At 66.2% G+C, this 23,914-nt stretch carries 22 protein-coding genes; 8 read left to right on the top strand and 14 right to left on the bottom strand.

The genetic code is table 11. The features are described from left to right. Positions 1 to 175: 175 nt before the first annotated feature. From AC5RUU_RS17075 to AC5RUU_RS17060, 4 genes are all read right to left on the bottom strand, one after another. The gene (locus AC5RUU_RS17075; protein WP_493976397.1) at positions 176 to 415 is read right to left on the bottom strand and encodes a hypothetical protein; all 240 of its coding nucleotides are present in this window, start codon (positions 413 to 415) and stop codon (positions 176 to 178) included. A 55-nt stretch (positions 416 to 470) separates the two neighbouring features. Next, positions 471 to 665: a hypothetical protein gene (locus AC5RUU_RS17070; RefSeq protein ID WP_493976396.1), complete on the bottom strand. Its 195-nt coding sequence runs from the start codon at positions 663 to 665 to the stop codon at positions 471 to 473. Between the two features lie 62 nt (positions 666 to 727). Further along, on the bottom strand, positions 728 to 1,675 hold the full coding sequence (locus AC5RUU_RS17065) for a polysaccharide deacetylase family protein (RefSeq protein WP_493976395.1): 948 nt from the start codon (positions 1,673 to 1,675) through the stop codon (positions 728 to 730). Positions 1,676 to 1,731: 56 nt separating this feature from the next. Then, positions 1,732 to 3,282: a purine-cytosine permease family protein gene (locus AC5RUU_RS17060; protein WP_493976394.1), complete on the bottom strand. Its 1,551-nt coding sequence runs from the start codon at positions 3,280 to 3,282 to the stop codon at positions 1,732 to 1,734. Positions 3,283 to 3,388: 106 nt separating this feature from the next. Between AC5RUU_RS17060 and AC5RUU_RS17055 the strand changes: the two genes are divergently transcribed. Then, positions 3,389 to 4,957, top strand: a complete 1,569-nt coding sequence (locus tag AC5RUU_RS17055; protein WP_493976393.1) for a PucR family transcriptional regulator — start codon at positions 3,389 to 3,391, stop codon at positions 4,955 to 4,957. A 9-nt stretch (positions 4,958 to 4,966) separates the two neighbouring features. Here AC5RUU_RS17055 and AC5RUU_RS17050 read toward each other — a convergent pair whose 3' ends face one another. The 4 genes from AC5RUU_RS17050 to AC5RUU_RS17035 form a co-directional block, all read right to left on the bottom strand. Beyond that, complete coding sequence (locus AC5RUU_RS17050) at positions 4,967 to 5,785, bottom strand: IclR family transcriptional regulator (RefSeq protein ID WP_493976392.1); 819 nt, start codon at positions 5,783 to 5,785, stop codon at positions 4,967 to 4,969. A gap of 84 nt (positions 5,786 to 5,869) precedes the next feature. Further along, on the bottom strand, positions 5,870 to 7,123 hold the full coding sequence (locus AC5RUU_RS17045; RefSeq protein WP_493976391.1) for an aminopeptidase P family protein: 1,254 nt from the start codon (positions 7,121 to 7,123) through the stop codon (positions 5,870 to 5,872). A 57-nt stretch (positions 7,124 to 7,180) separates the two neighbouring features. Then, positions 7,181 to 8,590: an MFS transporter gene (locus AC5RUU_RS17040; RefSeq protein WP_493976390.1), complete on the bottom strand. Its 1,410-nt coding sequence runs from the start codon at positions 8,588 to 8,590 to the stop codon at positions 7,181 to 7,183. 238 nt (positions 8,591 to 8,828) lie between these two features. Next, complete coding sequence (locus AC5RUU_RS17035; protein WP_493976389.1) at positions 8,829 to 9,557, bottom strand: GOLPH3/VPS74 family protein; 729 nt, start codon at positions 9,555 to 9,557, stop codon at positions 8,829 to 8,831. A 159-nt stretch (positions 9,558 to 9,716) separates the two neighbouring features. On the opposite strand from AC5RUU_RS17035, the gene AC5RUU_RS17030 reads away from it, so the two are divergent. Further along, positions 9,717 to 10,076, top strand: coding sequence for a VOC family protein (locus AC5RUU_RS17030; RefSeq protein WP_493976388.1), 360 nt, complete (start codon positions 9,717 to 9,719; stop codon positions 10,074 to 10,076). An 18-nt stretch (positions 10,077 to 10,094) separates the two neighbouring features. Here AC5RUU_RS17030 and AC5RUU_RS17025 read toward each other — a convergent pair whose 3' ends face one another. Together AC5RUU_RS17025 and AC5RUU_RS17020 are read right to left on the bottom strand one after the other, a co-directional pair. Further along, positions 10,095 to 10,439, bottom strand: a complete 345-nt coding sequence (locus AC5RUU_RS17025; protein WP_493976387.1) for a DUF3846 domain-containing protein — start codon at positions 10,437 to 10,439, stop codon at positions 10,095 to 10,097. Between the two features lie 99 nt (positions 10,440 to 10,538). Then, entirely contained in the window at positions 10,539 to 10,673 is a 135-nt protein-coding gene (locus tag AC5RUU_RS17020) for a hypothetical protein (protein ID WP_493976386.1), read from the bottom strand. A gap of 299 nt (positions 10,674 to 10,972) precedes the next feature. Between AC5RUU_RS17020 and AC5RUU_RS17015 the strand changes: the two genes are divergently transcribed. From AC5RUU_RS17015 to AC5RUU_RS17000, 4 genes are all read left to right on the top strand, one after another. After that, entirely contained in the window at positions 10,973 to 11,446 is a 474-nt protein-coding gene (locus AC5RUU_RS17015; RefSeq protein ID WP_493976385.1) for a GNAT family N-acetyltransferase, read from the top strand. 84 nt (positions 11,447 to 11,530) lie between these two features. Then, positions 11,531 to 12,535 (top strand): matrixin family metalloprotease, encoded by a 1,005-nt coding sequence (locus AC5RUU_RS17010; protein ID WP_493976384.1) that lies wholly within the window; start codon positions 11,531 to 11,533, stop codon positions 12,533 to 12,535. A gap of 156 nt (positions 12,536 to 12,691) precedes the next feature. Continuing rightward, the gene (locus AC5RUU_RS17005; RefSeq protein ID WP_493976383.1) at positions 12,692 to 14,059 is read left to right on the top strand and encodes a pectate lyase family protein; all 1,368 of its coding nucleotides are present in this window, start codon (positions 12,692 to 12,694) and stop codon (positions 14,057 to 14,059) included. Further along, a complete protein-coding gene (locus AC5RUU_RS17000) occupies positions 14,059 to 15,939 on the top strand; it encodes a pectinesterase family protein (RefSeq protein ID WP_493976382.1) in 1,881 nt (626 codons plus the stop codon). Before AC5RUU_RS17005 ends, AC5RUU_RS17000 begins: the two co-directional genes overlap by 1 nt. Before the next feature lie 104 nt (positions 15,940 to 16,043). Here the strand turns inward: AC5RUU_RS17000 and AC5RUU_RS16995 are convergent, their stop codons facing one another. From AC5RUU_RS16995 to AC5RUU_RS16980, 4 genes are all read right to left on the bottom strand, one after another. Next, positions 16,044 to 16,568 (bottom strand): OsmC family protein, encoded by a 525-nt coding sequence (locus AC5RUU_RS16995; protein WP_493976381.1) that lies wholly within the window; start codon positions 16,566 to 16,568, stop codon positions 16,044 to 16,046. Positions 16,569 to 16,869: 301 nt separating this feature from the next. Continuing rightward, a complete protein-coding gene (locus AC5RUU_RS16990) occupies positions 16,870 to 17,343 on the bottom strand; it encodes an SRPBCC family protein (protein ID WP_493976380.1) in 474 nt (157 codons plus the stop codon). A gap of 417 nt (positions 17,344 to 17,760) precedes the next feature. Further along, complete coding sequence (locus tag AC5RUU_RS16985; RefSeq protein ID WP_493976379.1) at positions 17,761 to 19,218, bottom strand: HNH endonuclease signature motif containing protein; 1,458 nt, start codon at positions 19,216 to 19,218, stop codon at positions 17,761 to 17,763. A gap of 147 nt (positions 19,219 to 19,365) precedes the next feature. Next, positions 19,366 to 20,238 (bottom strand): SAM-dependent methyltransferase, encoded by an 873-nt coding sequence (locus AC5RUU_RS16980; protein ID WP_493976378.1) that lies wholly within the window; start codon positions 20,236 to 20,238, stop codon positions 19,366 to 19,368. Between the two features lie 188 nt (positions 20,239 to 20,426). Here AC5RUU_RS16980 and AC5RUU_RS16975 point away from each other — a divergent pair, with 188 nt between their 5' ends. After that, entirely contained in the window at positions 20,427 to 21,002 is a 576-nt protein-coding gene (locus AC5RUU_RS16975) for a hypothetical protein (protein ID WP_493976377.1), read from the top strand. Next, positions 20,999 to 23,860 (top strand): ATP-binding cassette domain-containing protein, encoded by a 2,862-nt coding sequence (locus tag AC5RUU_RS16970; RefSeq protein ID WP_493976376.1) that lies wholly within the window; start codon positions 20,999 to 21,001, stop codon positions 23,858 to 23,860. Before AC5RUU_RS16975 ends, AC5RUU_RS16970 begins: the two co-directional genes overlap by 4 nt. The last annotated feature ends 54 nt before the right edge of the window (positions 23,861 to 23,914 follow it).

Below are 23,914 nucleotides of genomic sequence, written 5' to 3'. Positions count from 1 at the left end.
GTGCGGGCCACCTGGACCATCGGTATTGCTCCTGGGGAGCCATGCGATTACTCCCGGGGAGCCATGCGCCCAACACGGCCAGCGCACTGGTCCAGGTTGTTGCCTGCCGTTTCGTGCCCGCCCTTAAATACTAGGCAGGAAATAGCAGGCAGGGCTCTCAAAACCGGGCAGGCCATCAGGTGGAGGCGTCCCGTTCGATTTCCTCGGCAAGCTCGTCCACATCTTCGGGGCGCATGTCGATGCCTTCTTCCTCGAAGCGTTCCTCGAGGACGTGGCTCACATCGTCCTGGACATGGCCCAGCCGGATCTCGTCGCGGATCTCCTCGGCGATGGTTTCCGGAGTCTCAACGTGGGAGCTGTCCGGCATGCCGCCATCATCGGGCAAAGGGGCGTCTGGGGTCTCGGAGTCAGTCATAATTCATGGTCGCCAAGCATCGTCGGACGGTCAATAAGTCCCCTGGAATCCCTGCCTAATTGCCTTCTTCCTCCGGCTCGTCCTCATGGGGATGGTCCTTGTGGCGGGCCTCCTGGAGATGCTGTTCCAGCTTTTCCTCCGCCTCGCGGCGGCGCTGGCCTACGGTACGTATCTGCTGGGTTGTTGGCGCCGTGTGGGCATGCAGATGCGGGCCCGGATCATGCGGGGCGTCACTCTTTTTCTCTTGCATAAGGCCATCGTCCCACCGGGCATCGGCGGCGGGAAGGTGCCGCGGGAAGACCGCCGGCCGTCCTACCTCAGTGCGCCCGCCCGCACCGCCGCGGGCTCAAACTTCGCACCTGCACCGGGGAACATCGGCACCTCGATCCGCGCATGCGTGCGGATCTCGGCGACGGTCTCCTTGGCGTGCCGGGCGATGTTCTCCATGGTGGTCACCCACATACCGTCCATCCCCTTCACGCGCTCGATCAGCTGTTCCAGCGCCACCGCCTTGGACGGGCGGCCGGAGATGAACGGATGGTTGGTGAGGACGAAGCAGCTGCCCTGGGAGTGGTGCGCCTCAGCCTCCAGCGTCCACATCTCCAGCACTTTGGCCGGGCTTTCGATCACGCCGCTGCCGGTCACGCCGGGGTAGAAGGCGTACTGCTCCCAGTCGTCCAGGGCCCAGTCCACCGGGATCTCCACGATGTCCCGGGGATCGTCCGCGGCGACCGCCATGCGGTAGGGGGCATCGCCGTCGAGCAGGCTTGAATCGTAGAGGAAGCCGCGGTCCGCCAGCAGGCCGGGCGAGTGCCAGTTCAGCTCCCACCACGGCGCGCGATACCCGACAGGACGGATTCCCGCCACCTCCGCCAGCGCCTCCAGGCCGCGGTCCAGGTAACTGGCCTCCGTCGTCGCGTCGATTCCCTGCATCGGCTCATGCAGGTAGCCGTGGTGCGCCACCTCGTGTCCGCCGTCCACGATCCGGCGGACCACGTCCGGGTAGGACTCGGCGGTAAAGCCGGGGATGAAGAAGGTGGCCTTGATATCCTGCCGCTCCAGGATCTTCAGGAGCCGCGGCACCGCCACCTTGGGCCCGTAGGACTGGTGGGTCATCAGTGACATCCGCCGGGTGCTGGCGGGGTCGTGGGCGATGGTGCAGGACTCGGCGTCCACGTCGAAGGTGAAGGACGCTGCGGCCTTGAATCCTTCAGGCCAGGTGATGGGGTGCAGGAGGTCCGCGATGGCGGGCTGGTTCACGATAGATCCTTTCGGCGGGCGCGGCAGGCGCGCCCGCCCGGGAGAAGCGGAGGAAGTTAGAGGACCGGGATGACGGCTGTGGTGCCGGTCCCCGCAGGCTTGGAAACAACGTTCTTGACTCCGAGGTACCGGACGTGGGAGCGGGGGCCGAGGACTGCGTAGACGGCGGCGCTGGTGAGCCCGCCTGCCAACCAGGACAGGTCCCAGCCACCCAGGGCCACGGCGATGGGGCCCTGCATGACGGGGATGAGGCCGTACATGAACAGCCAGGTGGCGAAGATGCCGGCCAGGAGGGAGGTGACGCCCGCCCAGTTGATGCCGGGGAGGCGGTGGGTGCCCACGCCGTCGAACAGCCGCTCGGGATCGCCCGGCCAGCGCTTCTCCAGCCAGAAGTAGTGCACCAGCATGACCCCGCCCCAAGCGGCAACCCAGGCCACCAGGCCGATCAGCCAGGCGTCCAGGACCGCTGCAAAGTCCTCCTGGAAGATGAAGAACACGACGGCGGCGAGCGAGAAGACGCCGACGAAGAGGTTCAGCTTGCGGCGGCTGATGGAAATGTCCAGCGCCTGCGTGGCAACCGAGAAGGTGTAGATGTTCAGGATGTTCGTGGCGATGGGGCCGTGGAGCACCATGAGCAGCACCGGCAGCGCCAGGACGCCAAAGTTCTGCACGATGAGCTTGCCGGGATCAACCTCGCCGCTGTTCGTGGCCAGGCTGGCGCCCAGGACTCCGAGCCAGACCACCGGGATGAACTGGCCCAGGACGGAGGCCAGGTAGACCTTGCGCTTGGGCACCTGGGTGCTGACGAAGCGGGAGTAGTCGGCGGCGTAGGTGAACCAGGTGATGCCCCAGCCGATGCCGATGGCCGTCATCACGGCGCTCATGGCGGCAATGCGCTCTGAGCCTTCCAGGATGTTGCTGGCAGGCCCGGCATAGCCCCAGTCGATCTTCATGCCGAACCAGGCGACGGCGGACATGACGGCCAGGATGATGATGGTGGGCGGCACTGTCCACTTCTCGAATGCGGCGATGGCCTTGTAGCCGAACCAGGCGATGGCCACCTGGGCCGCCATGATGCCCGTGGCAACGGCGATCTTCCAGCCGTAGTTGTGTGCCTCCGGGTCCACCCAGCCAAGGGTTCCGAACAGGGCCATCACCAGGTCCAGGATGATCCAGGTGTTCACGGCGCACCACCCGATGACCAGGAGTGCCTGGATGCTGGCCGGGAGGTAGTTGCCGCGGCGGCCGAAGGCAGCGCGGGCCAGGACCATGCCGGTGGCGCCGGTCTTCTGGCCGAGGAGGACGAAGCAGCCGAACAGGAGCATGCCGATCAGGTTGCCGAGCACCAGGACGGTCACAGTGTCCGCGAATCCGAGTCCGAGGTGGATTCCGAGTGCCCCCAGCACCCAGTTGATGGGTGCCAGGTTGGCGCCCGCCCAGATCCAGAACTGGCCGGATACCTTGTGGGTCCGCGCTGACTCGGGGATGGGCTGGAGCCAGGCTTCGTGGTCTTCCGTGCCATGGTTTTCCGTGTTGTGGCCTTGTGCGCCCTGGGTTCCTGCGGCAGCAGTGCGCCCTTGCGCTGCTGGAGAAAGCTTTTCTTGCATGGGAGCCTCCATGAGGTGAATGAGTACTTCAAGGCTATGTGGCCCCCATCACAAGCAACAAGATACGATATGTCTAATAGATGCCCCTAATACCGTACGGAACGTCATGTCTATTTCTCTCGGCGCTATCATTGCCCATCCCGTCCTCGCCGCCGCCGATCCTGTGGTGCACTCCCCCGGCAACTCGGAGGAGCGGCCGGTCCGGTGGGTCCACTCCAGCGAGGTGCTAGACATCGCTCCCCTGCTGCGCGGCGGCGAGCTGCTGCTGTGCGGCGGCATCACGCTGGCATCGGCAACCCCGGAAAAGCGTGCCGATTATGTCCGGGAACTTGCCCAGCGCGGCATCGCCGCCCTGGCCGTGGAAACCGGCGGCGTGCTGCCGGAAATCCCGCCGGCCATGCTGGAGGCGGCGGAAAATCATGGCCTGGCGGTGGTGGAACTGCGCAAGGTTGTGCCGTTCGTCGGCGTCATGCAGGCCATTAACTCCATCCTGGTCAGCGAGTCCGCGGGGCACCTGCAGCAGGCCGACGCCGCCACCCGCGCCATGGCCGCGGAGCTGGCGCACGGTGCGTCGCTGGACCAGATCCTCGGCGTGCTGGCCGGCATCATCAGTTCGGCCGTGAAACTCGTCTCACCCTGGGGCGTTGCCCTGGGCAGCGCGGTGCCCGCTGAAGGGCAGGGAAAGGACGACGGCGGCAGCGGGCCGGGCGGGCAGGATGGCCTTCCGGAGGTGGCCCGGGGGACGGTGCTCAGCGTGGACATTCCCGTGCGCGGCGTGCTGATGGGCAGGCTTGAGGTGGAGATTCCCGACGGCGTGGACCCCGGCCTGGCGCGGGTGGCCGGCGACCGCGCGGTGGACATCCTTGGCCTGGCCCTGCTGCAGCACATGCCGCCGGGGCTGCATGCCCAGGCCGGGGCGGAACTGATGCGCGCCGTCCTTACCGCCGCCCCCGCATGGCGCCTGGAGCAGCTGACTCCCGGCGCCGGGTTTCCACCGGATTCCCCGGCGGTGGTGGCGGCCATCCATGCGGCGTCGCCACAAAAGCTCCGCCGCGCGATCGAGTCCTTCCTGAGTTCCAGCCGGATCCCCAGTGCCGCCTACCAGGATGATGCGGAACTGGTGGTGATGATCGCCCTGCCCGGCACTGATAGCGCCGGTGGGCGCCGGAAGCTCCTAGAGGCGCTGCAGCGGCTGGAGGGTGACCACGACGCGGCGATAGCCGTGGGGCCGCCGACAAGCGGGGTGGCGGAAGCTGCCTGGTCGCTGGCTGAAGCGCGCCGTGCCTTGGATGTGCGCCAGATCCGGCGCCGCAATGCGTCACCGCGAAGGCGGCATCCATCGCACGGCCTGGTGGTGGTTGATGCGGAGGACACTGCCGTGGAGAGTCTTGCTTTGAAGGGGATTGAGGCGTCTGCCCGGGCAGCGTTCGTGAACCGGCAGCTCCGGGCGGTTCTGGACCATGATGCGCAGCGCCAGTCCCAGCTGCTGGAGACCCTGCAGGTATGGCTGGACTCCGGGTGCAACACGGCGCAGTCCGCCCGGGAACTGCACCTGGAGCGGCAGTCGATGCACCACCGGCTGCAGCGGATCTTCGAACTGTGCGGTGGCGATCCGCGCGGCACCGGCCGGCTGGCGGCCCTGCACCTGGCGGCGCGGATGGCGGGCCTGCCTTAGCCCGCCGCCCTAGTTGGCGGCGCGGCCGCCGAGCCGGGTGGTCACCTGCGCTGCTGCCGCGACGCATGCCTCGGCCAGGCTCTCCAACCGCTCGCGCGAGACGCGGAACCGGGGCGCAGGAATCAGCACGACGGCCACGACGTCGCCGCGGTGGTCCAGGACGGGGGCAGCCACGCCCACTTCATCCATGGATGACTCGCCGTAGTTCTCTGCCCATCCCCGGCCCGCAACATCCTGCAGCCGGGCCTCATACGCCGCGAGGCCGGCGTCGTCCACTCCGGGGTAGGCGATGGTTCCGCTGCGGATCAGTTCGCGGACGCGTTCGGCGGGCAGTGTGGAGAGGAAAACCTGCACCGAGGCGCTCATCGCGTCCCGATAGCGCGCACCGAGCGGTGTGGTGTGCTTGATCTGGTGGTGGCTGGCGATCTGTTCCACGCAGATGGCTTCGTCGCCGTTCCACAGCATGAGGGCGCTCGTTTCGCCGGTCTGCTCGCTGAGCCGGCGGAGCACCGGATAGGCCACGCGGCGTTCCTCCATTTCGGCCAGCAGCGGGCCGGCGACGGCGATCAGCCCCAGGCCCAGGCGGAAGCGGCGGGTTTCCGGGTCCCGTTCCACCAGGTTTTCCTGCTCGAAGGTGGCGAGGATCCGGGAAACGGAGCTCTTATGCATGCCTACCCGGTTGGCGATTTCCGTGACGCCCAACAGCGGTTCGTCGGCGGTGAAGGTGCGCAGCACTGCGATGGCGTTGACGACGACGGAGGCGCCTTTGGCGTCCGCGGCGCCGTTGGTGCCGTTTCCGTTGGTTTCTTTGGCTGCTGCTGGAGTCATGGTAGCCATCATCTTTCCTTATCTTCGGCGGAGACGCCGAAAGCGGCGCCGCGTTGGCCGCGGCGCCGCTTCGGGTTGTGGCGCCTACGCGCCGATGATGTTGTACTCGGGGCCGAACGGGAACTTGGTGATGTTCTCGGCACCGTCCTCACCCACCACCAGGATGTCGTGCTCGCGGTAGCCGCCGGCGCCGGGCTGGCCGTCCAGGACCGTGATCATCGGTTCCATGGACACCACCATGCCGGGCTCGAGGACGGTCTCGATGTCCTCGCGGAGCTCGAGTCCGGCTTCGCGGCCGTAGTAGTGGCTCAGGACGCCGAAGGAGTGGCCGTAGCCGAACGTGCGGTTCGCCAGGAGGCCGTGGCTGACGTAGATCTCGTTGAGCTCGGCTGCGATGTCCTTGCAGACGGCGCCGGGCTTGATGAGTTCCAGGCCGCGCTTGTGCACCTCGACGTTGATGTTCCACAGTTCCAGGGAGCGGGCGTCCGGTTCGCCGTAGAACAGGGTGCGCTCCAGGGCGGTGTAGTAGCCGGAGGTCATGGGGAAGCAGTTCAGGGACAGGATGTCGTGATCCTGGATTTTGCGGGTGGTGGCCCAGTTGTGTGCGCCGTCCGTGTTGATGCCGGACTGGAACCAGACCCAGGTGTCGCGGATTTCGGAGTCCGGGAAGGTCCTGGCGATCTCGTGGACCATGGCCTCGGTGCCGATCAGCGCCACCTCGTACTCCGTGATGCCGGCGGTGATGGCGTTGCGGATGGCTTCGCCGCCCAGGTCGCCGATGCGCGCGCCGTGCTTGATGACGTCGATTTCCTCGGCGGATTTGATCATGCGCTGGCGCATGGCGGCCTGGGCCACATCCACCAGGGTGGCGGATTCGAAGGCAGCCTGGATCTTGTTGCGGTTGTCCAGCGGCAGGGAGTCGTCTTCGACGCCGAGCCGGCGGACGCTGATGCCGCGGGTGCGCAGGGATTCCTGGATGGCGAAGATGAAGTTGTCCCGGCGCCAGTCGGTGTAGACCAGGTTGTCGCCGAAGCTGCGGCGCCAGGGCATGCCGGCGTCGATGTTGGCGGTGATGGTGACGGTGTCGTCCTTCGTGACCACCATGGCGTAGGAGCGGCCGAAGTAGGTGAACAGGAAGTCGGAGTAGTACTTGATGGAGTGGTAGCTGGTGAGGACGACGGCGTCCAGTTCCTTTTCGGCCATGATCCGGCGGAGGCCCGCGAGGCGGCGCTCGAACTCCGCATCTGAGAAGGTCAGCTTCTCCTTTTTCCCGTTGTGCAGGACTTTGGTGCGCTCGAGTTCGGCGACGGAGGAGGCGTTTTCGACGGTGGTGGTCATGGGGTGTTGCCTTTCTATAATGCGCTTCTTGCGGTGCGTGTTGGTTCGGGAGGAAAGCTATTCGTGACGCAGGGGCTCTTTGCAGGTTTCCCTGGAGAGGGCCACGGCGACCAGGGACACGACGGCGGCAGCGACGAGGTACCAGGCCGGGGCCAGGTCGCTGGCGGTGGCCGCGATGAGGAGCGTTGCCATGAACGGGGCGGTGCCGCCGAAGAGGGCGTTGGACAAGTTGAAGCTCACGGCGAAGCCGCTGTAGCGGACACGGGTTGGGAACATTTCCGCCAGGAAGCTGGGCAGGGTGCCGTCGTTCAGGGTGAGCATGGCGCCCAGGAGGATCTGGACCAGGACGATGACCAGGAAATTCCCCGTTCCCAGCAGCGCGAAGGCGGGGACGGTCAGGACGATGAAGGCGACCGAGGCGCTGATGAGCACCTTCTTGCGCCCGTACCGGTCCGAGAGCATGCCCGTGAGGAAGATGAAGCCGATGTAGGTGATCAGCGCGATGGTTGTGGCCAGGAATGATTCGGTTTCGCCCAGGCCCAGTTCCGAGGACAAGTACGTGGGCATGTAGCTGAGGATCACGTAGAAGCCGACGGCGTTGAGCAGCACGGCCCCGACGGCCTGCAGCAGTTGCCGCCAGTGGTTCCGGAACAGGCTGGATACGGGTGCCTTGTCCGCATGGTCCTCGGCGGCCAGTTCGCGGAACACAGGGGTGTCTTCTAGCTTGGTCCGGATATACCGTCCGATGAGGCCCATCGGGGCTGCCAGCAGGAACGGCAGCCGCCAGCCCCAGCTGTGCATCGCTTCGGCGGACAGCAGGGTTGTCAGCAGGCCGGCGATCAGGGAACCGAGGAGCAGGCCGGCGGCGGTGCTGGCCGGAACAACGGCGGCGTACAGGCCACGCCTGTTGGCAGGGGCGTATTCCACCAGGAAGGCCGACGCTCCGGCGTATTCACCGGATGCGGAAAAGCCTTGGACAACCCTGATCATCAGGAGCAGGATGGGCGCCCAGATACCGATCGTGTCGTAGCCCGGAATCAGCGCTATGCAGAACGTTGCTCCGGACATGATCAGGATGGAAAGGGAGAGGGCTGTCCGCCGGCCCACCTTGTCGCCGATGTGGCCCCACACAAATCCGCCCAGTGGGCGGACCAGGAACGAAATCGCGAAAAGGGCGAATGTCAGCAGGAGGCCGGTCTGGGGGTCCGATTCGGGGAAAAAGACGGTCGCGATGGTGACGGCCAGGTAGCCGTAGACGGCGTAGTCAAACCACTCGACGAAGTTTCCGATAAAGCTGGCCGCAACCACCCGGCGTCGGACGTCCTTGCTTGGTGCGTCGACATTGACGCCCCCAGTTGTATCAGTCATGCCGCGGCCAGAGGCACGTACGGCAGCTGCACCCGAGGCAGGACCGTTGGCGCCATCGGCAATGACTCCTGGCCCGGGTGAGTTCGATTCGTTGCTCATGTGTCCACCAATGAAATTCGGAGTTGCATTGTTTGCAACACTGTTGTTTCAAGGTAGGCGTGATCCGCAGCACAGTCAATAGGCTGGGGTGGAATACTTCGCGCGGCATTGCAGTACATAGCGCGGACTGAAGGTCGAGTACCTTCGGCAGCGGGGGCGGGGGACTAGTTGCTGGAGCGGCAACAGTGTTGCTTCTTGCGTACGGCTTAGGCTTCTGGTGGCACACAGGATTGCGGCGTCACAGGGTTGCCGCTTCTTCCTCCGCCAGCCTGATCATGCGCAGTTCGTCCTCCACCGCACGGGCGGGCCAGTAGTCCTTGGCCAGCTCATCCGCCCATACCCGGTCCGCTTCCGGGAAGAGCTTGGCCAGCAGTCCGGCCGCCTCAAGCAGCGCGATCAGCGCCAGGGTCCTGGCTTCGGGCGCCTTGGCGGCGGGCTTCCCACGATCTGTCCCGGCGCCGGAGGCCCCTTCAGCTGTCCCCGAGGGTTCCGGCACCTGGGGAGGCACCGACTCGTTGCCCAGGGCCGCCTCAAGCTTTTTCAGCAGGGCAGCCTCCGGAGCATGGTCCTTCTCCGGGTACCGCACCGTCTGAAAGACACCAAGGTGCCTTTGGCCGACATGCTCCACGATGCCCAAAGACACCATTCCTTCGTACACGCGCTGCACTTCGGCGCGGCCCTCCAGCATGGACACCCACCCCTTGGGCGTGTGCGGGCGTGACTTATGGCGGATGAGGTCCAGTTCGTGCTGGAAGTCGGTGGTGGGGGTGGCGCCGGTGGCCTTGACGTACTTTCCTTGCAACCGGATGGCGCCGATCATGTCCAGTTCGGCCAGTATCGCCCCGGCCAGTGTGGTCCGCAGCGCGAACACCGGCAGTTCGAGTTTGCCGTCTTTGTCATTCGTGGCCAGCAGGAGGAAGGCCTGGGGAAGGTTCAGCTCCACAGTTTTCGGTGTTTGAGCGTCCATACCACCATGGTGCGCCCGCCCGGCGGCTCCCACAATGGCGAGGTGGCGGGCGCATGCATCGCTCGCTTGGGGGCTGCGTGAAACCCCGCCGGCAGCCGCATGAGCGCATCACCTGCTGCAAGCAGAGACATGCGGCAGCGCCGGGTTTAGGCTGGGCGGATGTTGACCATCGGCACCATCGTCCTCGGCGTCAACGACGTCGCCCGCGCCACCGACTTCTGGCATGCCGCCCTCGGCTACGTCCCCCGGGAACCTGGTGACGACAGCTGGGTAACCCTCGTGCCGGCGTCGGGCGCGGGAACGCAACTCTCGCTCATGCTCAGCGAGACGCCAGTCCAGGAGTACCCTCGCGTCCACCTGGACCTGTACGCCGACCATCAGGCTGCGGAGGTGGAACGGCTGGTCTCGCTCGGGGCCCGGCGCGTGGACTGGGACCTGTACCCGGAGGACCCGGACTTCATTGTCCTTGAGGATCCGGACGGGAACCGGTTCTGCGTGATCGACAAGAGCGCGGGGTAACACCGCCCCCAGTTGCTGCTAGGCGGCCAGAGGCATGTCGAAGAGTTGTTCGGCGAGCCTGATGAGGTGGCGGGGAGGGTCTGTCTCCCCACCGGCGGGCGCGTGGCCAAGGAAAATGGCCGTGCCGTGGATGGTTCCGTCCACAGTGATGCCTGCCTCGCGGATGAGCACCTCCGCCCGGACGTTGGGGCCTTCTCCGCTGCCGTTACTGTCCAGGTAGGCGAGCCAGTCGGTGCCTTTTATGGACCCGATGGCCCCGGCAGCCACGCGCTGCTGCGCCGCCGCGTCGATGTCCACGCGGCGGATGTGCACGGGATAGGCGAGGCGGGCCGGGACTACCAGGGCGTTGAGGGTTGCGTTCATCAGTTGTGTCCTTGCGGCTGAAGATGGGGTTACGCCAGTGTGATGGCGCGGGCGGCCGGCCGGGCTAGGAGTCCCGTCACCGGCCGCCCGCGGGCTTGATCAGCGCTGGTTTTTGCGTGGCTTCACAAAATGCAGTTCGCTGTTTTCGTTTTTTGCCTTTTTATCGGCCCGCTTTTCGAGAATTGTCTTGCCAACCTTTTTTGCGCTGGTGCTTTTGGGGGATTTTCCGGACATCCGAATCACGCCTTTCCATGCCTTGCGTTACCCGATACCATACCTACTTTTATTTTTTATGCCAGTCCTGCCGGCGCATGCTTCTCGCGCCGCTTCTCCGCGCCAGAACGGGGATCATGACTGGCCGATTTAGTTGTCCGCCTTTTCTATATCCTGACGCCAGCGGATTTTTTGCGGCTTTTGCCAATGTCACCGAAAAAGCAAAAAAGCAACTGACTCCTTTGGCAGTAGGCCTTACCGGCAAGGCCTACTGGCCTTGTTGTGACGCGCGCACGCTTCCAGCCGGTAGATTTGAGGCGATGATTCACATTGACCGGGACGACCCGTCACGCGCGGATGTCCACCAACTCCTGGGCGAGCACCTTGCGGACATGTTCGCCACATCGCCGGCCGACAGCGTTCACGCGCTGGACCACTCCGCGCTGTCCGCACCGTCCATCACGTTCTGGACGGCCCGCGAGGACGGCCACCTGCTGGGATGCGGCGCACTCAAGCTCCTGGTTTCACCGCCCGGCTCCGCCCGGTGCGGCGAGCTCAAGTCCATGCGCACCACAGCCAGGGCACGGGGACGGGGCGTAGCCACCCAAATGCTCAGGCATATTCTCGACGACGCCCGGGGCCGAAACCTCCAGCGCCTATATCTTGAGACCGGAACCGAGGACTACTTCGCTGCGGCGCGGCGCCTCTATGCCCGTAACGGCTTCACCGAGTGCCCGCCTTTCGCGGACTACACCCTGGACCCGAACAGCGTTTTCATGGAGCTCCGCCTCTAAGCGAAGGGCTCCACCCGGCGACGAACTGCCACTATGCTGAGCGGACCATCAACGGAGATGGGTTGGGGGAACAAGGGGACTGCGGTGGAAGCAGGTTTTGGCAGGAACGGCTCGTCGGGAGGGGACGGCGAGCCGCGGGATATCCCGGGAGTTCGGCGTTCGCCCAGCGGGCGTATCCCACAGTGGGCCATCGACGAGGCCCTCGGCAAGCTTGAAACGCCCGAGCCCTGGCGCGCGGCTCCCGTGCCTCGTGCCGGGAAACGGCGCGGCTACCGCGGGATCGAGACCGCGCGCACCCGCAAGTGGAGCTCGAGGTCAGTGGTCGTCCTGAGCCTGGCGCTCGTCGTCGGCCTCTCCTTCACTCCCACACTGTTCAACCGGTTTGCCTTGTCGGCGGCGCTGCCTCATCTGCCCGGTTCCGAGGTCCCTCCCCCGGGGCACGAAGCCGCGTCGTCTCCTCTCGGCGTCCCTCCTGCCACCACGGGATCCACCGCTTACGTCCTGCAGGAGTCGCCGGACCCTGGCCAGCCGTTCGTCGCCTACGACCCTTGCCGCCCTGTCCATTACGTGGTCCGGCAAGACTATGCGCCGCCGGGAACGGACCAGCTCATCCGGGAGTCCGTGGCCGCGGTGTCCGCTGCCACCGGGCTGCAGTTCGTGTACGACGGTCCCACGGATGAAGCACCGTCCAATAAGCGGGAGGCGTACCAGCCTGACCGTTACGGCAAGAAATGGGCTCCGATCCTGATTGCGTGGGCCACACCGGAAGAAGCACCCGAGCTGGCGGGGAAAATTGCAGGGACGGGCGGCAGCACCTCAATCCAGGTCCAGGGTGAACCCTACGTCTACGTCACCGGCCAGGTGCACCTTGATGCCCCGGGCCTGGCGGAAACCCTGGCATATCCCGATGGCCCTGGTTTGGTGAGGGCCGTCATCATGCACGAGTTGGGCCACGTGGTGGGGCTGGGCCACGTCAGCGACCCCACCCAGTTGATGTACGGGGAGAACTCCGGACAACTGGACTTCGGTACAGGCGACCGTGCAGGACTGGCCTTGCTGGGACGGGGCAAGTGCGTCCCCCGGTTGTGACCGCCCACAGTTTCTGAGGCTGGATCGGCAGAACCGAAACGTACCATTGCTGAGAAACCGTTTTCTCGGTAATGTCCTTCTCAGTGCCCGGACGTGACCGGCGTCATAGCAGCCGCCGGCCGGGGCACGGTTCGTTCCAATGACGGAAGAGAGAACATGCGAAAACGCAGCACCTTATCCATGTCCGCAGCCATGGCAGTGGCAGGAGCGCTGATGGTGTCGGCTCCGGCAGGCGCAGCTCCCAACCCGGTGGCCGACCCCTCCGCCCAGACGGCCCAGATCCCGCTGGAACGCCAGGTTCTTGCGGAGGGGAACGGCTGGGCATCGGCCGGAGCGGGGACCACCGGAGGTTCAGCGGCAGCGGACGCCCACGTCTATGACATCTCCACCAAGGGAGAACTGCAGGCCGCCTTTGCAGCAGCAGGCACCCAGCCCAAGATTGTCCGCGTCCACGGAACCATCGACGCGAACACAGCAGCGGACGGTTCTTCGTTGACGTGCGAAAACTATGCCGAAGGCACCGGCTACAGCCTGGCGCAATACCTACAGGATTATGACCCGTCCACCTATGGCCGCAGCCAGGCCCCCGCGGGCGCGCAGGAGACAGCCAGGCGGGCGGCCGCCACTAAGCAGGCAAGGAACATCCGCCTGGATATCCCCAGCAACACCACCATCGTCGGCGCCACCCCGGACAGCACCATCACCGGCGCAGCGCTCCGCATCAACGGGGCCAGCAACGTGATCTTCCGCAACCTCACGGTACGGGATACCCACGACTGCTTCCCGGCCTGGGATCCGACCGACGGCGCCGAGGGCAACTGGAACAGCGAATACGACATGCTCCAGGTCATCAATGGGGCCACCAACGTTTGGATCGACCACTCCGAATTCACGGACGCCCCCAACCTGGACAGTTCCCAGCCGCTCTACTTCGGCCGCCCCTACCAGGTACACGACGGCGCGGTGGACGTCACCAACGGCTCGGACCTGGTGACCATGTCCTTCAACCGCTTCGCGGACCATGACAAGCTGCTCCTGATCGGCTCCACCGATTCGCCCGGACGCGGCGACCCGGGAAAGCTGCGCGTCACCATCCACCACAACGTCTTCGAAAACGTCGGCCAGCGCGCCCCGCGGGTCCGCTTCGGCCAGGTGGACGTGTACAACAACCACTTCAAGGTGAACGAGGACAGCACCATCCCCTATGGCTACACGCTGGGCGCCGGATTCGACTCCCACCTCCACGCCGAGGCGAACGCCTTCACGCTGCCTGCCGGAATCAACGCCGCGAACATCATCGGGCGCTACAAAGGAACGGTGATCACCACCGTCGGGAACGCCGTCAACGGCAAGGTCACGGATCTTCGAGCCGTGTACAACGCCGCTGCTGCGCCCGGCGAGCAACTGGCCGAGGACACGTCCTGGACCCCCACGCTCCGGACGCAGGTCCACCCGGCCCAGGCCGTCCCGGCACTGCTGCAGGGCTCCACCGGCCCAATCTTCACGGCAGGAGGGGGACTCTAATGGCTGCCATTCTGCCCACCCGGCGCACTGTCCTCACCTCCCTTGCGCTGACCGCGGGAACCCTGGCTCTCTCGGGAACGGGCGTAGCCAGCGCGTTCCCGCAAGCGGACCCCCACCCTGCCAAACCCCGCACCAAGCCGGTGATCTTCGTCGTCGGGGACTCGACGTCGTCGGCGTACCAGCAGTCCGAACGCCCCCGTGCCGGTTGGGGACAGGCGCTGCCGCTCCTGCTGGGACCGCAGGCTACAGTGTTCGATTACGCCTGGTCCGGCGCCTCCTCCAAGAGCTTCGCCGACGCCGGCCTGCTGGACCGGGTGCTGGCGTTGATGCAGCCGGGCGACTACCTGCTGATCTCCTTCGGCCACAACGACGAGAAAGTGACGGACCCGGCCCGGGGTACGCTTCCAGGCTCCACGTACAAGGAGTACCTGAGCCGCTACATCGACGGCGCCCGGGCACGCGGAGGTAAACCCGTCCTGGTCACTTCCGTGGAACGCCGCCGCTTCGATTCCTTTGGGAACGCCCAGGACTCCCACGGGGCGTATCCGCAGGCTGTGCGGGAACTTGCCGCCGCGACCGGCACCCCGCTGGTGGACCTGGCGGCTTCCTCGAAGGAACTGTGGCAGCAACTGGGTCCGGAAGGAACCAAATCGCAGTTCCTTTTCCTGGCTCCCGGCGAGCACCCCCAGTATCCGCAAGGTTCCCAGGACAACACACACTTCCAGGCCGCCGGCGCCCTGGCCGTGGCCCGACTGGTCGCCCGCGAACTGCAGTCCAAGGAGATCGTGCCGCCGGGCTACTTCCAGAACATCGACGCCAGCACCGACCCTCTGCTGGCCATGTACTGGCCCTCCGAGCGCCCCATCGATCTTCCGGTGACGCTCGACGTCGGACCGGGCCGGACGTTCGCAACCGTACAGTCCGCCGTCGATTCGGTTCCGTCAAACAGTGCCCAACGGACCGTGATCCGGATCCAGCCCGGGACCTACCGGGAAGCGGTCCGGGTGCCGGGCAACAAGCCCCGGATCTCCTTCATCGGGCAGGGCAGCAGGCCGGAGGACGTGGTGCTGGTCTTCAACAACGCGTCCGGCACACCCAAACCGGACGGTACCGGAAACTTCGGCACCTCAGGCAGCGCCTCGGTCCGGATCGACGGCCCGGACTTCGTGGCGCGGAACCTGAGCATCAGCAACGATTTTGACGAGGCCGCCAACATGGGGATGAAGGACCGCCAGGCCGTGGCCCTGCACATCACAGCCGACCGGTCAGTGCTCTCCAACGTCAGGATGCTCGGCAACCAGGACACGCTGCTGGTGAACTCACCGGGCACGGGCGTGCAGGCGCGCTTCTACTTCGATGGGTGCTACGTGGAAGGGGATGTTGACTTCATCTTCGGCCGCGGCACCGCTGTTTTCAGCGGCTGCGAGATCAAGTCCCTGGACCGTGGCTCGGCGACGAACAATGGTTACGTCACCGCTGGAAGCCTGGACCTGTCCATCAAGCACGGCTACCTCTTTGACCAGTGCCGGCTGGTCTCCGACGCTGCGAAAAACAGCGTGCACCTCGGCAGGCCGTGGCATCCCAGCGGCGATCCCCGCGCGGTTGCCCAAGTCCTGGTCAGGGACTCCTGGCTTGGCGCCCACATTTCGGGCACGCCGTGGACGGATATGAGCGGCTTCTCGTGGCGCGAGGCGCGGTTCCACGAGTACAACAACCGCGGCCCCGGAGCCCAGGTGACCGCAGACCGCCCGCAGCTGCCCGGGGGCGAGGCGGACAACTACACGGTCCGGACGTACCTGCAGGGTACGGATGGCTGGGCACCACAACTCGCCGGCACGACGGCGGACAGCAGCGCAGTGCCGGCAGGGGCTGCCGCTTAAGTCCTGAGGCACAGCAAGCGGACGACGGCGGGAGGGTGCCCGCCGTCGTCCGCTTCCGCCTGGTCCTTCCCTATTGGCTGAAGGGGAACTTTGTTCCGGGCTACCTACTCTTGCGCTCCGGTTATGCGTATATCGAGCTCCACGGGGACGGGCCGCCGGACTGCGTCATCAACAGGGCAATGTTTCAGCCCCCATGTGATAACTTCCCGGACCGTTCCTTCATTCTGCGGCGATTCTGCCCTGACGGTGATTTTCATGCTCAAGGGACCCGCTGGGATTTCGTCCGCAATACCGAGAATGCCCCGGTCATCGGATTCGCTGTCCACGTTGACTTCCAGACCGGACAATTCCACGTCTTGTTCCGCCGCGCGCATCACTATCAGCGTGGCTGCACAGGAGGCATAGGCAGCGCGGAAGTGCCACCCCGGCGAAGGTGCAGATGCCGTACCGCCGACCCCTGCCACCATGTCCGTGACAAGGGACGAACCATCGGTGCCCGTTACGCGAACACGGAGGCCCTCCTCCATGACGGCGGTGGCCACAGCGTCGCGGTACCGGGCTTCGTCGGGGTGGGCAACCAGGTACGCCTTGGCGGATGTAATGGCCTCGGCTATTCGTGACTTGCTCATCTTTGCTGTCCTCCGCCCGTGAGTTCATGGTTGACGCTGACTTTGCCGGCCGACATTCCGGCCGGTAACGTCCGCCGTCAGGGTGCTCTAATGCTGAACCTTCCCAGTCGGTCAAACAAGGGATAGGCACCGGCGTGAATTGGTAGCTGCTCCAGGATGGAATTACGCCCGCACCACAGGCCTGAAGGGCATGCCTGCCCTTCAGTGATTCACCTCCAGGAACGCGGACGACGACGGGACCTCCCGCCGTCGTCCGCTTTCTGTTTGCTGGCGTTGATCCCTCAGCTGATCCTGGGCGCTTTCAGAGCTGCCCTGTGGGGCCGCTGTCCTTGACTTCGCCACGCCAGCCGCCGGTTTCGGTACCGCGCGATTCGATGAAGTCCTTGAACTTACGCATGTCAGCCTTGACCTGTATCTCGTCAATCTGCAATGCCGCCCCTGCCTTTTCAGTGACGGTTTCCGGCGCCCATTCGAAGTGGACTCTGACCTTCGTGTGGTTGGCATCAACTGGCGTGAACCTGATGATGCCGGCATGGGACTTGCCGTCGGTGCTACGCCAGGCGATCCGGTCGTCAGGCTCCTGGTCCACTATTTCGGTATCGAATTCCCGCTGCACACCGCCCACCTTGGTAACCCAGTGGTTGGTGGTCTCGGTCAGCTGGGTTACAGATTCCACACCGGACATAAACTGCGGAAAGGATTCGAACTGGGTCCACTGGTTGTATGCGGTCCGCACCGGGACTGCGACTTCAACAGTCTCTTCAACGTGTTCCATCTGCTTCCTCCTCGTGACGGACGGCCGCAACAGCGAACCGGCAGCACTGGCAATCCTGCCAGTCAGGCAGCCGCCATATCTGCACGATAAGTCCGGCAGCTACTAGTGTCCAGACCTCCACAATCGCAGGTCGGAGTGGACGGGTTGGCGTCGCCAGCCGGTAGATCTGAACCGATGATTTCCACTAACCGGAACGACCCCGCACGCGGCGATGACCATCAGCTCCCCAACGAACACTGGCGGACAAACGGCTTCAGCGAATGCCCTCCATTCGCCGGCTACTACACCCTCGATCCCAACAGCGCCTGGCATGGAGCTCCGCCTGCAGTCACGGAGCCGGTTCACCGACTCAGCAAACCCAGGCCGGGGCGTCAGGCGGCGAGGCGTCAGGCGGCGAGGCGTTCGCCCCCGGAGGCGTCAGGCGGCTAGGCGCGCCAGGATGGCCTGTTCGAGGGGGCTAACGGCCACTGGCAGGCAGCCCGGCGGCCAGTGAGGTGGTTCCCGGTCCGGATGTTCGGCTGGATAGTATCGTCCGCTCGCTGAAACCCAGCCTGGTGGCTCATTCTTCGTAGCTGGCGTTGGCGTCCAGGCCGATCCGTGTTTGAGACGGTGGTGTTTCGGGCACGCTTGGCCGAGGTTGCTTATCCCGGTGGGCCCGCCGTGTTGCCAGGCGGTGAGATGGTCCGCCTCATTGTCCAGGGTGTGGTTGCTGCAGCCCGGGAAGGTGCATCTGCCGTCCCGCATCTTGAGCCACCGCTTCAGCGTTTCCGGAAGCCGGTAGCTAGTGCGGCTGATCTCGAGCGGTGCCCCGTCGCGGGGGTCCACGAGGACGCGGTAGAACGAACTGGCGCCGTTGGAAACGAGCCTGCGTGCCATCGATGGCGGGACCGGCCCCAGCCCATCGATCTCAGCGGGTTCATCGGTAAGGCCGAGGAGGGAGAAGACCGGGACGGTGACGAGCACATCAGCTTTAGGAGAGGGCACTTCTCCGCACTCCTGGTTCGCATTGCCCAGCAGCATGCCTGCGCCGATATCGGCGCGCAGCTGCGTAAGGTTGCGGGGTTCATGCGGGCCTTGCAAGCCGCGGGCGAGAGCGGTAGTCCTGTTCCAGATGGCGCAGGCAGTGTCCCCGGGAAGGTACAGCGAGATCCAGGCCATGCCGTCCCGGTCCGGGGTGCACTCCATCCGCCGGTCCGTCAGGCTCTTCGCGTGACGATTCTCAAGGGACTCGGGGTGGTGGCGTTCCCGCCATGCCCGGACCTTCCGCCGGAACCGGGAGGGGACAAGCTCTCCGGGCGCCGCACCGCGGGCCGGGTTCGGTGCGTCCGGGTCGAAGAAGTGCGCCTCCAGTGCAGTGGCTGCTGCGGGGGTGAGGCCGGTGGTTTCCTCGACCATAATGCGGGCATGCTGCCAGGCAATGGTGCCAGCCTGCAGCGCATCGAGTGCCGCCGGCAACGACGTGGTCAGCGCATGGGCTTCTCCGAGCAGGGCGGATGCGGCTCGCTCGCCGATTGTGAGCACACACGCGACTTCTGCCACCAGGCTCGTCTCCTGCGCTGACGCCTCATAGGCGCTGGCCGGCGGGCTCTCCATCCGGGCTGCAGCCTCCGCGTAGGCGTCCACCAGCCGGACCTTCACCGCCGCCGTCGCGGCCTCAACCCGTGCCAGCACCCCTAGCCCCTCCAGGCATGCCTCGGAAAACGCCTGCAACGGATCAGCATCAGTACCAGCATCGGGAACACGGTTATACCCGTCTGAGGCGGCCGGCGGGCAGGCAACAACACCGGCAAGCTCATCAACCAGCCCGGCCACCGACGTGATGGCAGCCGCCACCGCGGCCCTGCCTCCCGCATCGACAAGCACACCGCTTTCCATAGCCAAAGCATGGCAGGGGGGTCTGACATTTCAGGAAGTTCCTGTTTGTGCTGAGTGGTGCGGCCAGTTGGCCTACCGTGTGCTTACACTCGCCGGAGCGGCCTACATGGTGTGGCTGGGTGGTGCTGGCGGTCAGGCTGGCTCCTCCTACGTTGTTGTGCCGGGTTCGCGTAGAGCCCCGTCCTCCCTCGCCTTCGACAGCGTGAAAATCCCGTAGCGCATCGCCCTGGTACGGTAGGCCAGGATCAGGCGGGGGAAGCTCAAAACGAAAATGCGATTGCGTGCGCCAAGGGCGAGGCGACGGGTATCGCGATCGACGAGCAAGGCCTTCACAAGTCGACGGGCGCAAACCGTCCATGTGCGCGCGACGCGGCTACTGACATCCTCATAGCCATCGATCGCAAAGCCCGCCGCCCTTGCCATCGCTTCATACTCCTCGCGCGTGCCCATCGAAGGCAGGCGCCCTTCTCGGCAGATCGGCTCGAGCAGGTGGCGAACCTTCCATCCGCTGGCACCAGTCTCGGCGAGCCAAGCGCAGACAACCAAGCGGCCGCCGGGCGACAGCACGCGATGCGCCTCCGCGAAGAACTTGGCCTTATCGATCATGTGCTCGCTCGACTCGATCGCCCATGCGGCACTGACCGAGGCATCGGCCAGCCCGTTGACCAGCCAGTCGCGGAGATGGATGTCCACGTCGGGTACGGGATGCGCGGCGGCATAGTCGGCCTGCTCAGCGGAAATCGTGAAGCCGGTAACGCGGACCCTGCGTGTCACCGCGAGCTGCCTTGCGGTGGAGCCGTAGCCGCAGCCGATATCAACGCACGCCTCGCCGGGCATAAGGCGCAGCCTGTCGCCCACGGTGTCGACCAGCGCTTCGACGGCCTCGGTAGGCGTCTCGCGGCCCGTGGCCCATAGCCCGTGATGGACATGCTCACCCCACACCTGGCGATAGATCGGATCGAGCTCGTCGTAGTGATCCGCGACCGCCACGGCGTTCTGGGAAATATTGGGGACGATCACGCCATCACGTTATAACGCTGTTCCACGCCACCGGAAGGGTACCAAGCGGACGACGGCGGGACCTCCCGCCGTCGTCCGCTTGGCTTTAAGGGCGGGCCTGCCGCCTGGGTTTGAAGCTGGTTTGAACCCTGGCGTCACACAAAGCGACGGCATCCGGATCCAGATAGGCAACGCCCTACTCTTAACAGGTGACTTTGACTAAGATGCGCACCGCCGCCGCGAGCTCCCTCGCCGCCGCTGGTCTCCTGTTTACCCTCGCCGCCTGTTCCACGCCGGCCGCCACCCAGCCCGTTGCCTCTGAGCCGGCTTCCACGGCAACGGCCTCCTCCACCGCCACCGCTGCAGCCAGCGCCGCAGACGGGCCCTGCGACGGTGTGAAGGTCATCGTCGATTCGGGCGCCGTGAAGCAGTCCGCCGCTGACAAGAACGTGTGCGTGCCCGTGGATGCGCCCACTCCCGCGTCCGAGGTGCTCGAAGAAGCCGATGTGAAGACCGAGGGCACCACGCAGTACCCCACGGAACTCGTATGCCGGGTGAACGGTGTGCCCGCCGCGGACTTCGACATCACCCACAAGGGCGGCACGTACCGGGAAGAATGCAAGGGCATGCCCGCCGCCTTCGCCTACTGGTCCCTCTGGGTAAAGCCGGCGTCCGGTGCGTGGGAGTACGCGCAGGAAGGCCTCGCCACCCTGCAGGTGAGCCCGGGACAGAGCCTGGAACTGCTCTTCACGGTCGACGGCGAACCGGCCGCCCCCGCGGCATGACCTTCCGACCCGCGCCGTTGCGCGCCGGCGCCGCCCTCGCCGTCGTGTTCATTGCGGCGCGGGTCATCTACCGCGTCCTTTTCAACGGCGCGGGCATGGGCGGGCCGGTTCTGCTCGACCTGCCGGCGATGCGGCTGCCTGCCCCGTACGCGCATGTGGTCCTCCTCGGTCCGGTCACGGGACAAGGTCTGTGGGCTGCAGTCCTGTCCGCCCTGCCGATCGCCGCGATGTTCCTCGGCTTCGGCCTGCTCAACGCCTGGGTGGACGTGGCCCGCGGCTTTGTGCACCTGGCCCGCCGGGGCCCCACACAGGGCGTAGCCCGGATGCTTGTGGTGGCGTGGGCGGCGCTCCCGGCGCTTTCCGACGCCGTGACCTCCGTCAGCCTGGCGTTCCGGTTGCGGGGCGAGCGCTTCGGTGCGCGCGCCCTCGTACCCGTGCTCGAGCGCACCCTCGAGCACGCTGCCCGGGTTGCCGCGGCCCTGGAGTTGCGCGGCTTCGGGAGCCGGGCAGCACGCGAACCAGGCCGCGGTACCGAAGCGCCGGTCCTCGTCCGGGACGCACAATTCAGCATCGGTGACGCGCGGGTGCGCGTCCCCGCCTTCGCACCGCCAAGCAGGTCCATATCGGTGATTACCGGGCCGACGGGTTCCGGCAAGTCCACCATCCTGCGGGGCATCGCCGGCCTCCTCTCACATGTTGACGGTGGCGAAATCTCCGGCAACGTGCGCGTCGCCGGAATGGACCGTGCCACCACGCCGCCGCGCGATACCGCCCCCCTCATCGGCGTCGTGTTGCAAAATCCCCGCGCCGCCTTCGCCACCACCCGGGTCCGCGACGAAATCTCGCTCGCCCTTGAGCTGCGCGGTGTGGCATCCGCTTCCACCAAGGCCCGGGTGCTGGAAGTCGCAGAACGTGTCGGAGTGTCGGCGCTGCTGGACCGGAATATCAGCACCCTGTCGGCGGGTGAGGCAACACTCGTAGCCATCGCCGCAGCGGTGGTGGAACAGCCTGCCATGCTGCTGGTGGATGAGCCCCTGGCCGACCTGGACACCGCGGCCCGCGGACGCGTCATAGCGGTGCTCAGTGCCCTCGCCCGCGACGCCGGTGTCTGTGTCATCGTGGCGGAGCACCGGGCGGAAGCGCTGGTACCCGTTGCCGACTCGTGGTGGACCATCGACGACGGCGCCCTGATTCCAGGTGTAGCGCCGTCCGCGTCCGCGCACCCTGCCGAAGTCCGCCCAGCGCCGGTGGAGCCAGCGGAGCACGCGCCCGTGCTGACCGCGGCAAAGCTGGCTGTGCACCGAAAGGGCACGCCGCTCGTGCGCGAAGCGTCCCTGTCCCTGCACCGCGGTGAAGTGGTCGCCCTCGTGGGGCCGAACGGCGCCGGGAAGTCGTCCCTCCTGGTGGCGCTTGCCCTCGGTGAAGGAACTGTTGGTGAAGGAACGGCCGACGGCGGCACGGTCGACGGCGGCCGCGTCGCCCTCGTGCCGGACGCCTCGGACGACCTCTTCACCAGGGATACCGTCGCGGCAGAGCTCCGCGCAGCAGAGCGGCGGCAGGCCCGCCGAAAGAACGGCGAAAAGCCCGAGCCTGGCTCCGCAGCGGCCCGCCTGGCCCGCCTGCGGGGAGACGTCAGGATTCCCATTGGACACGAGCATCCCCGGGACCTCTCTGCAGGGGAGCGCAGGATCCTTGCCATCGCGCTGCAGACCATGGACGATCCCCAGGTACTCCTGATTGATGAGCCCACGCGGGGACTCGATCCGGCAGCGCGCACCGCGGTCTCGGCGGCGCTGCGGGCGGCAGCGGACGCCGGCACGGCGGTCCTGATCGCCACCCATGACCACGACTTTGCCCACGGCCTCGGCGCCCGAATCCTGCAGATGCGTGACGGCGTCGCGCCCTCAACCGTGACGGCCGATGCACCGGAACCGGCCCCTCTGTTTCCCATGCCGGCGAGTGCCGATCCAAGACCCAGGGTCACCGACGCACCAGCAGACCTTCCAGCTGCGGCAAGAGCCCGCCGCATCCGGATGCCGCGGGGGGTCGAGCTCGCGGTTCTCGCAGCGGCAAACCTCCTCGCCCTCGGTGCCTTCTGCTGGCCGCTGCTCGCGGCGGCCCTCCCGCAGGATGCCGCCGCCGCTCTCCCCTACGCGGCGCTGGCCGTCGCGCCGCTCGCCGTCGCTGCCATCTTCGTGTCCCTTGACGGCTCAGTCCGCTCCGCACACACGGTGGCACTGCTCGGCGTCCTGGCCGCGGTAGGTTCTGCGGTGCGGGTGGCGAGCACCGGCGTCGGGGGCGTTGAAGCAGTCTTCATCCTGCTGATCCTGGCCGGCCGGGCTTTCGGTGCCCGCTTCGGCATGCTCCTCGGCGCCGCCACCATCGCCCTCTCAAGCGCCCTGTGGGGCGGCATCGGGCCGTGGACCCCGTTCCAGATCTTCGCCTGCGCATGGGTAGGCGCGGGCGCCGGCCTGCTCCCCCACCGGGTGCGGGGCAGAGCCGAACTGTGGATGTTGTGCGCCTACGGCATCGTGGCGTCCTACCTGTTCGGCCTGCTGACCAACCTGTGGTTCTGGCCCTTCGCGGTGGGCACCGGCACCGGCATCTCCTACGTGCCCGGCGCGCCGCTGGGCACCAACTTGAGCAGCTTCCTGCTCTACTCGCTGGTGACGTCGACGGCGGGCTGGGACACCCTGCGCGCCGTCACCACGGTGATCGGCATCGCGGTGGTGGGGCGGGCCATTCTTGCCGCACTTCGGCGGGTGAAGCCGGTCTCCAGCGCGGGCGGAAGCGCCGGCGGACACGCCGCGCAGGCGGAATCCAGCCAGGCCAGGGACCGGTTCCAACTCACACCTTGAAGTACTTTGCCTCCGGGTGGTCTTGACGCGGGCTGAGGCTCCGAGGAACATCGG

Source organism: Arthrobacter sp. K4-10C, assembly GCF_059090085.1.
Note: the sequence above shows the minus strand (reverse complement) of the source record. Positions and strands in the feature narration are given on the sequence as shown.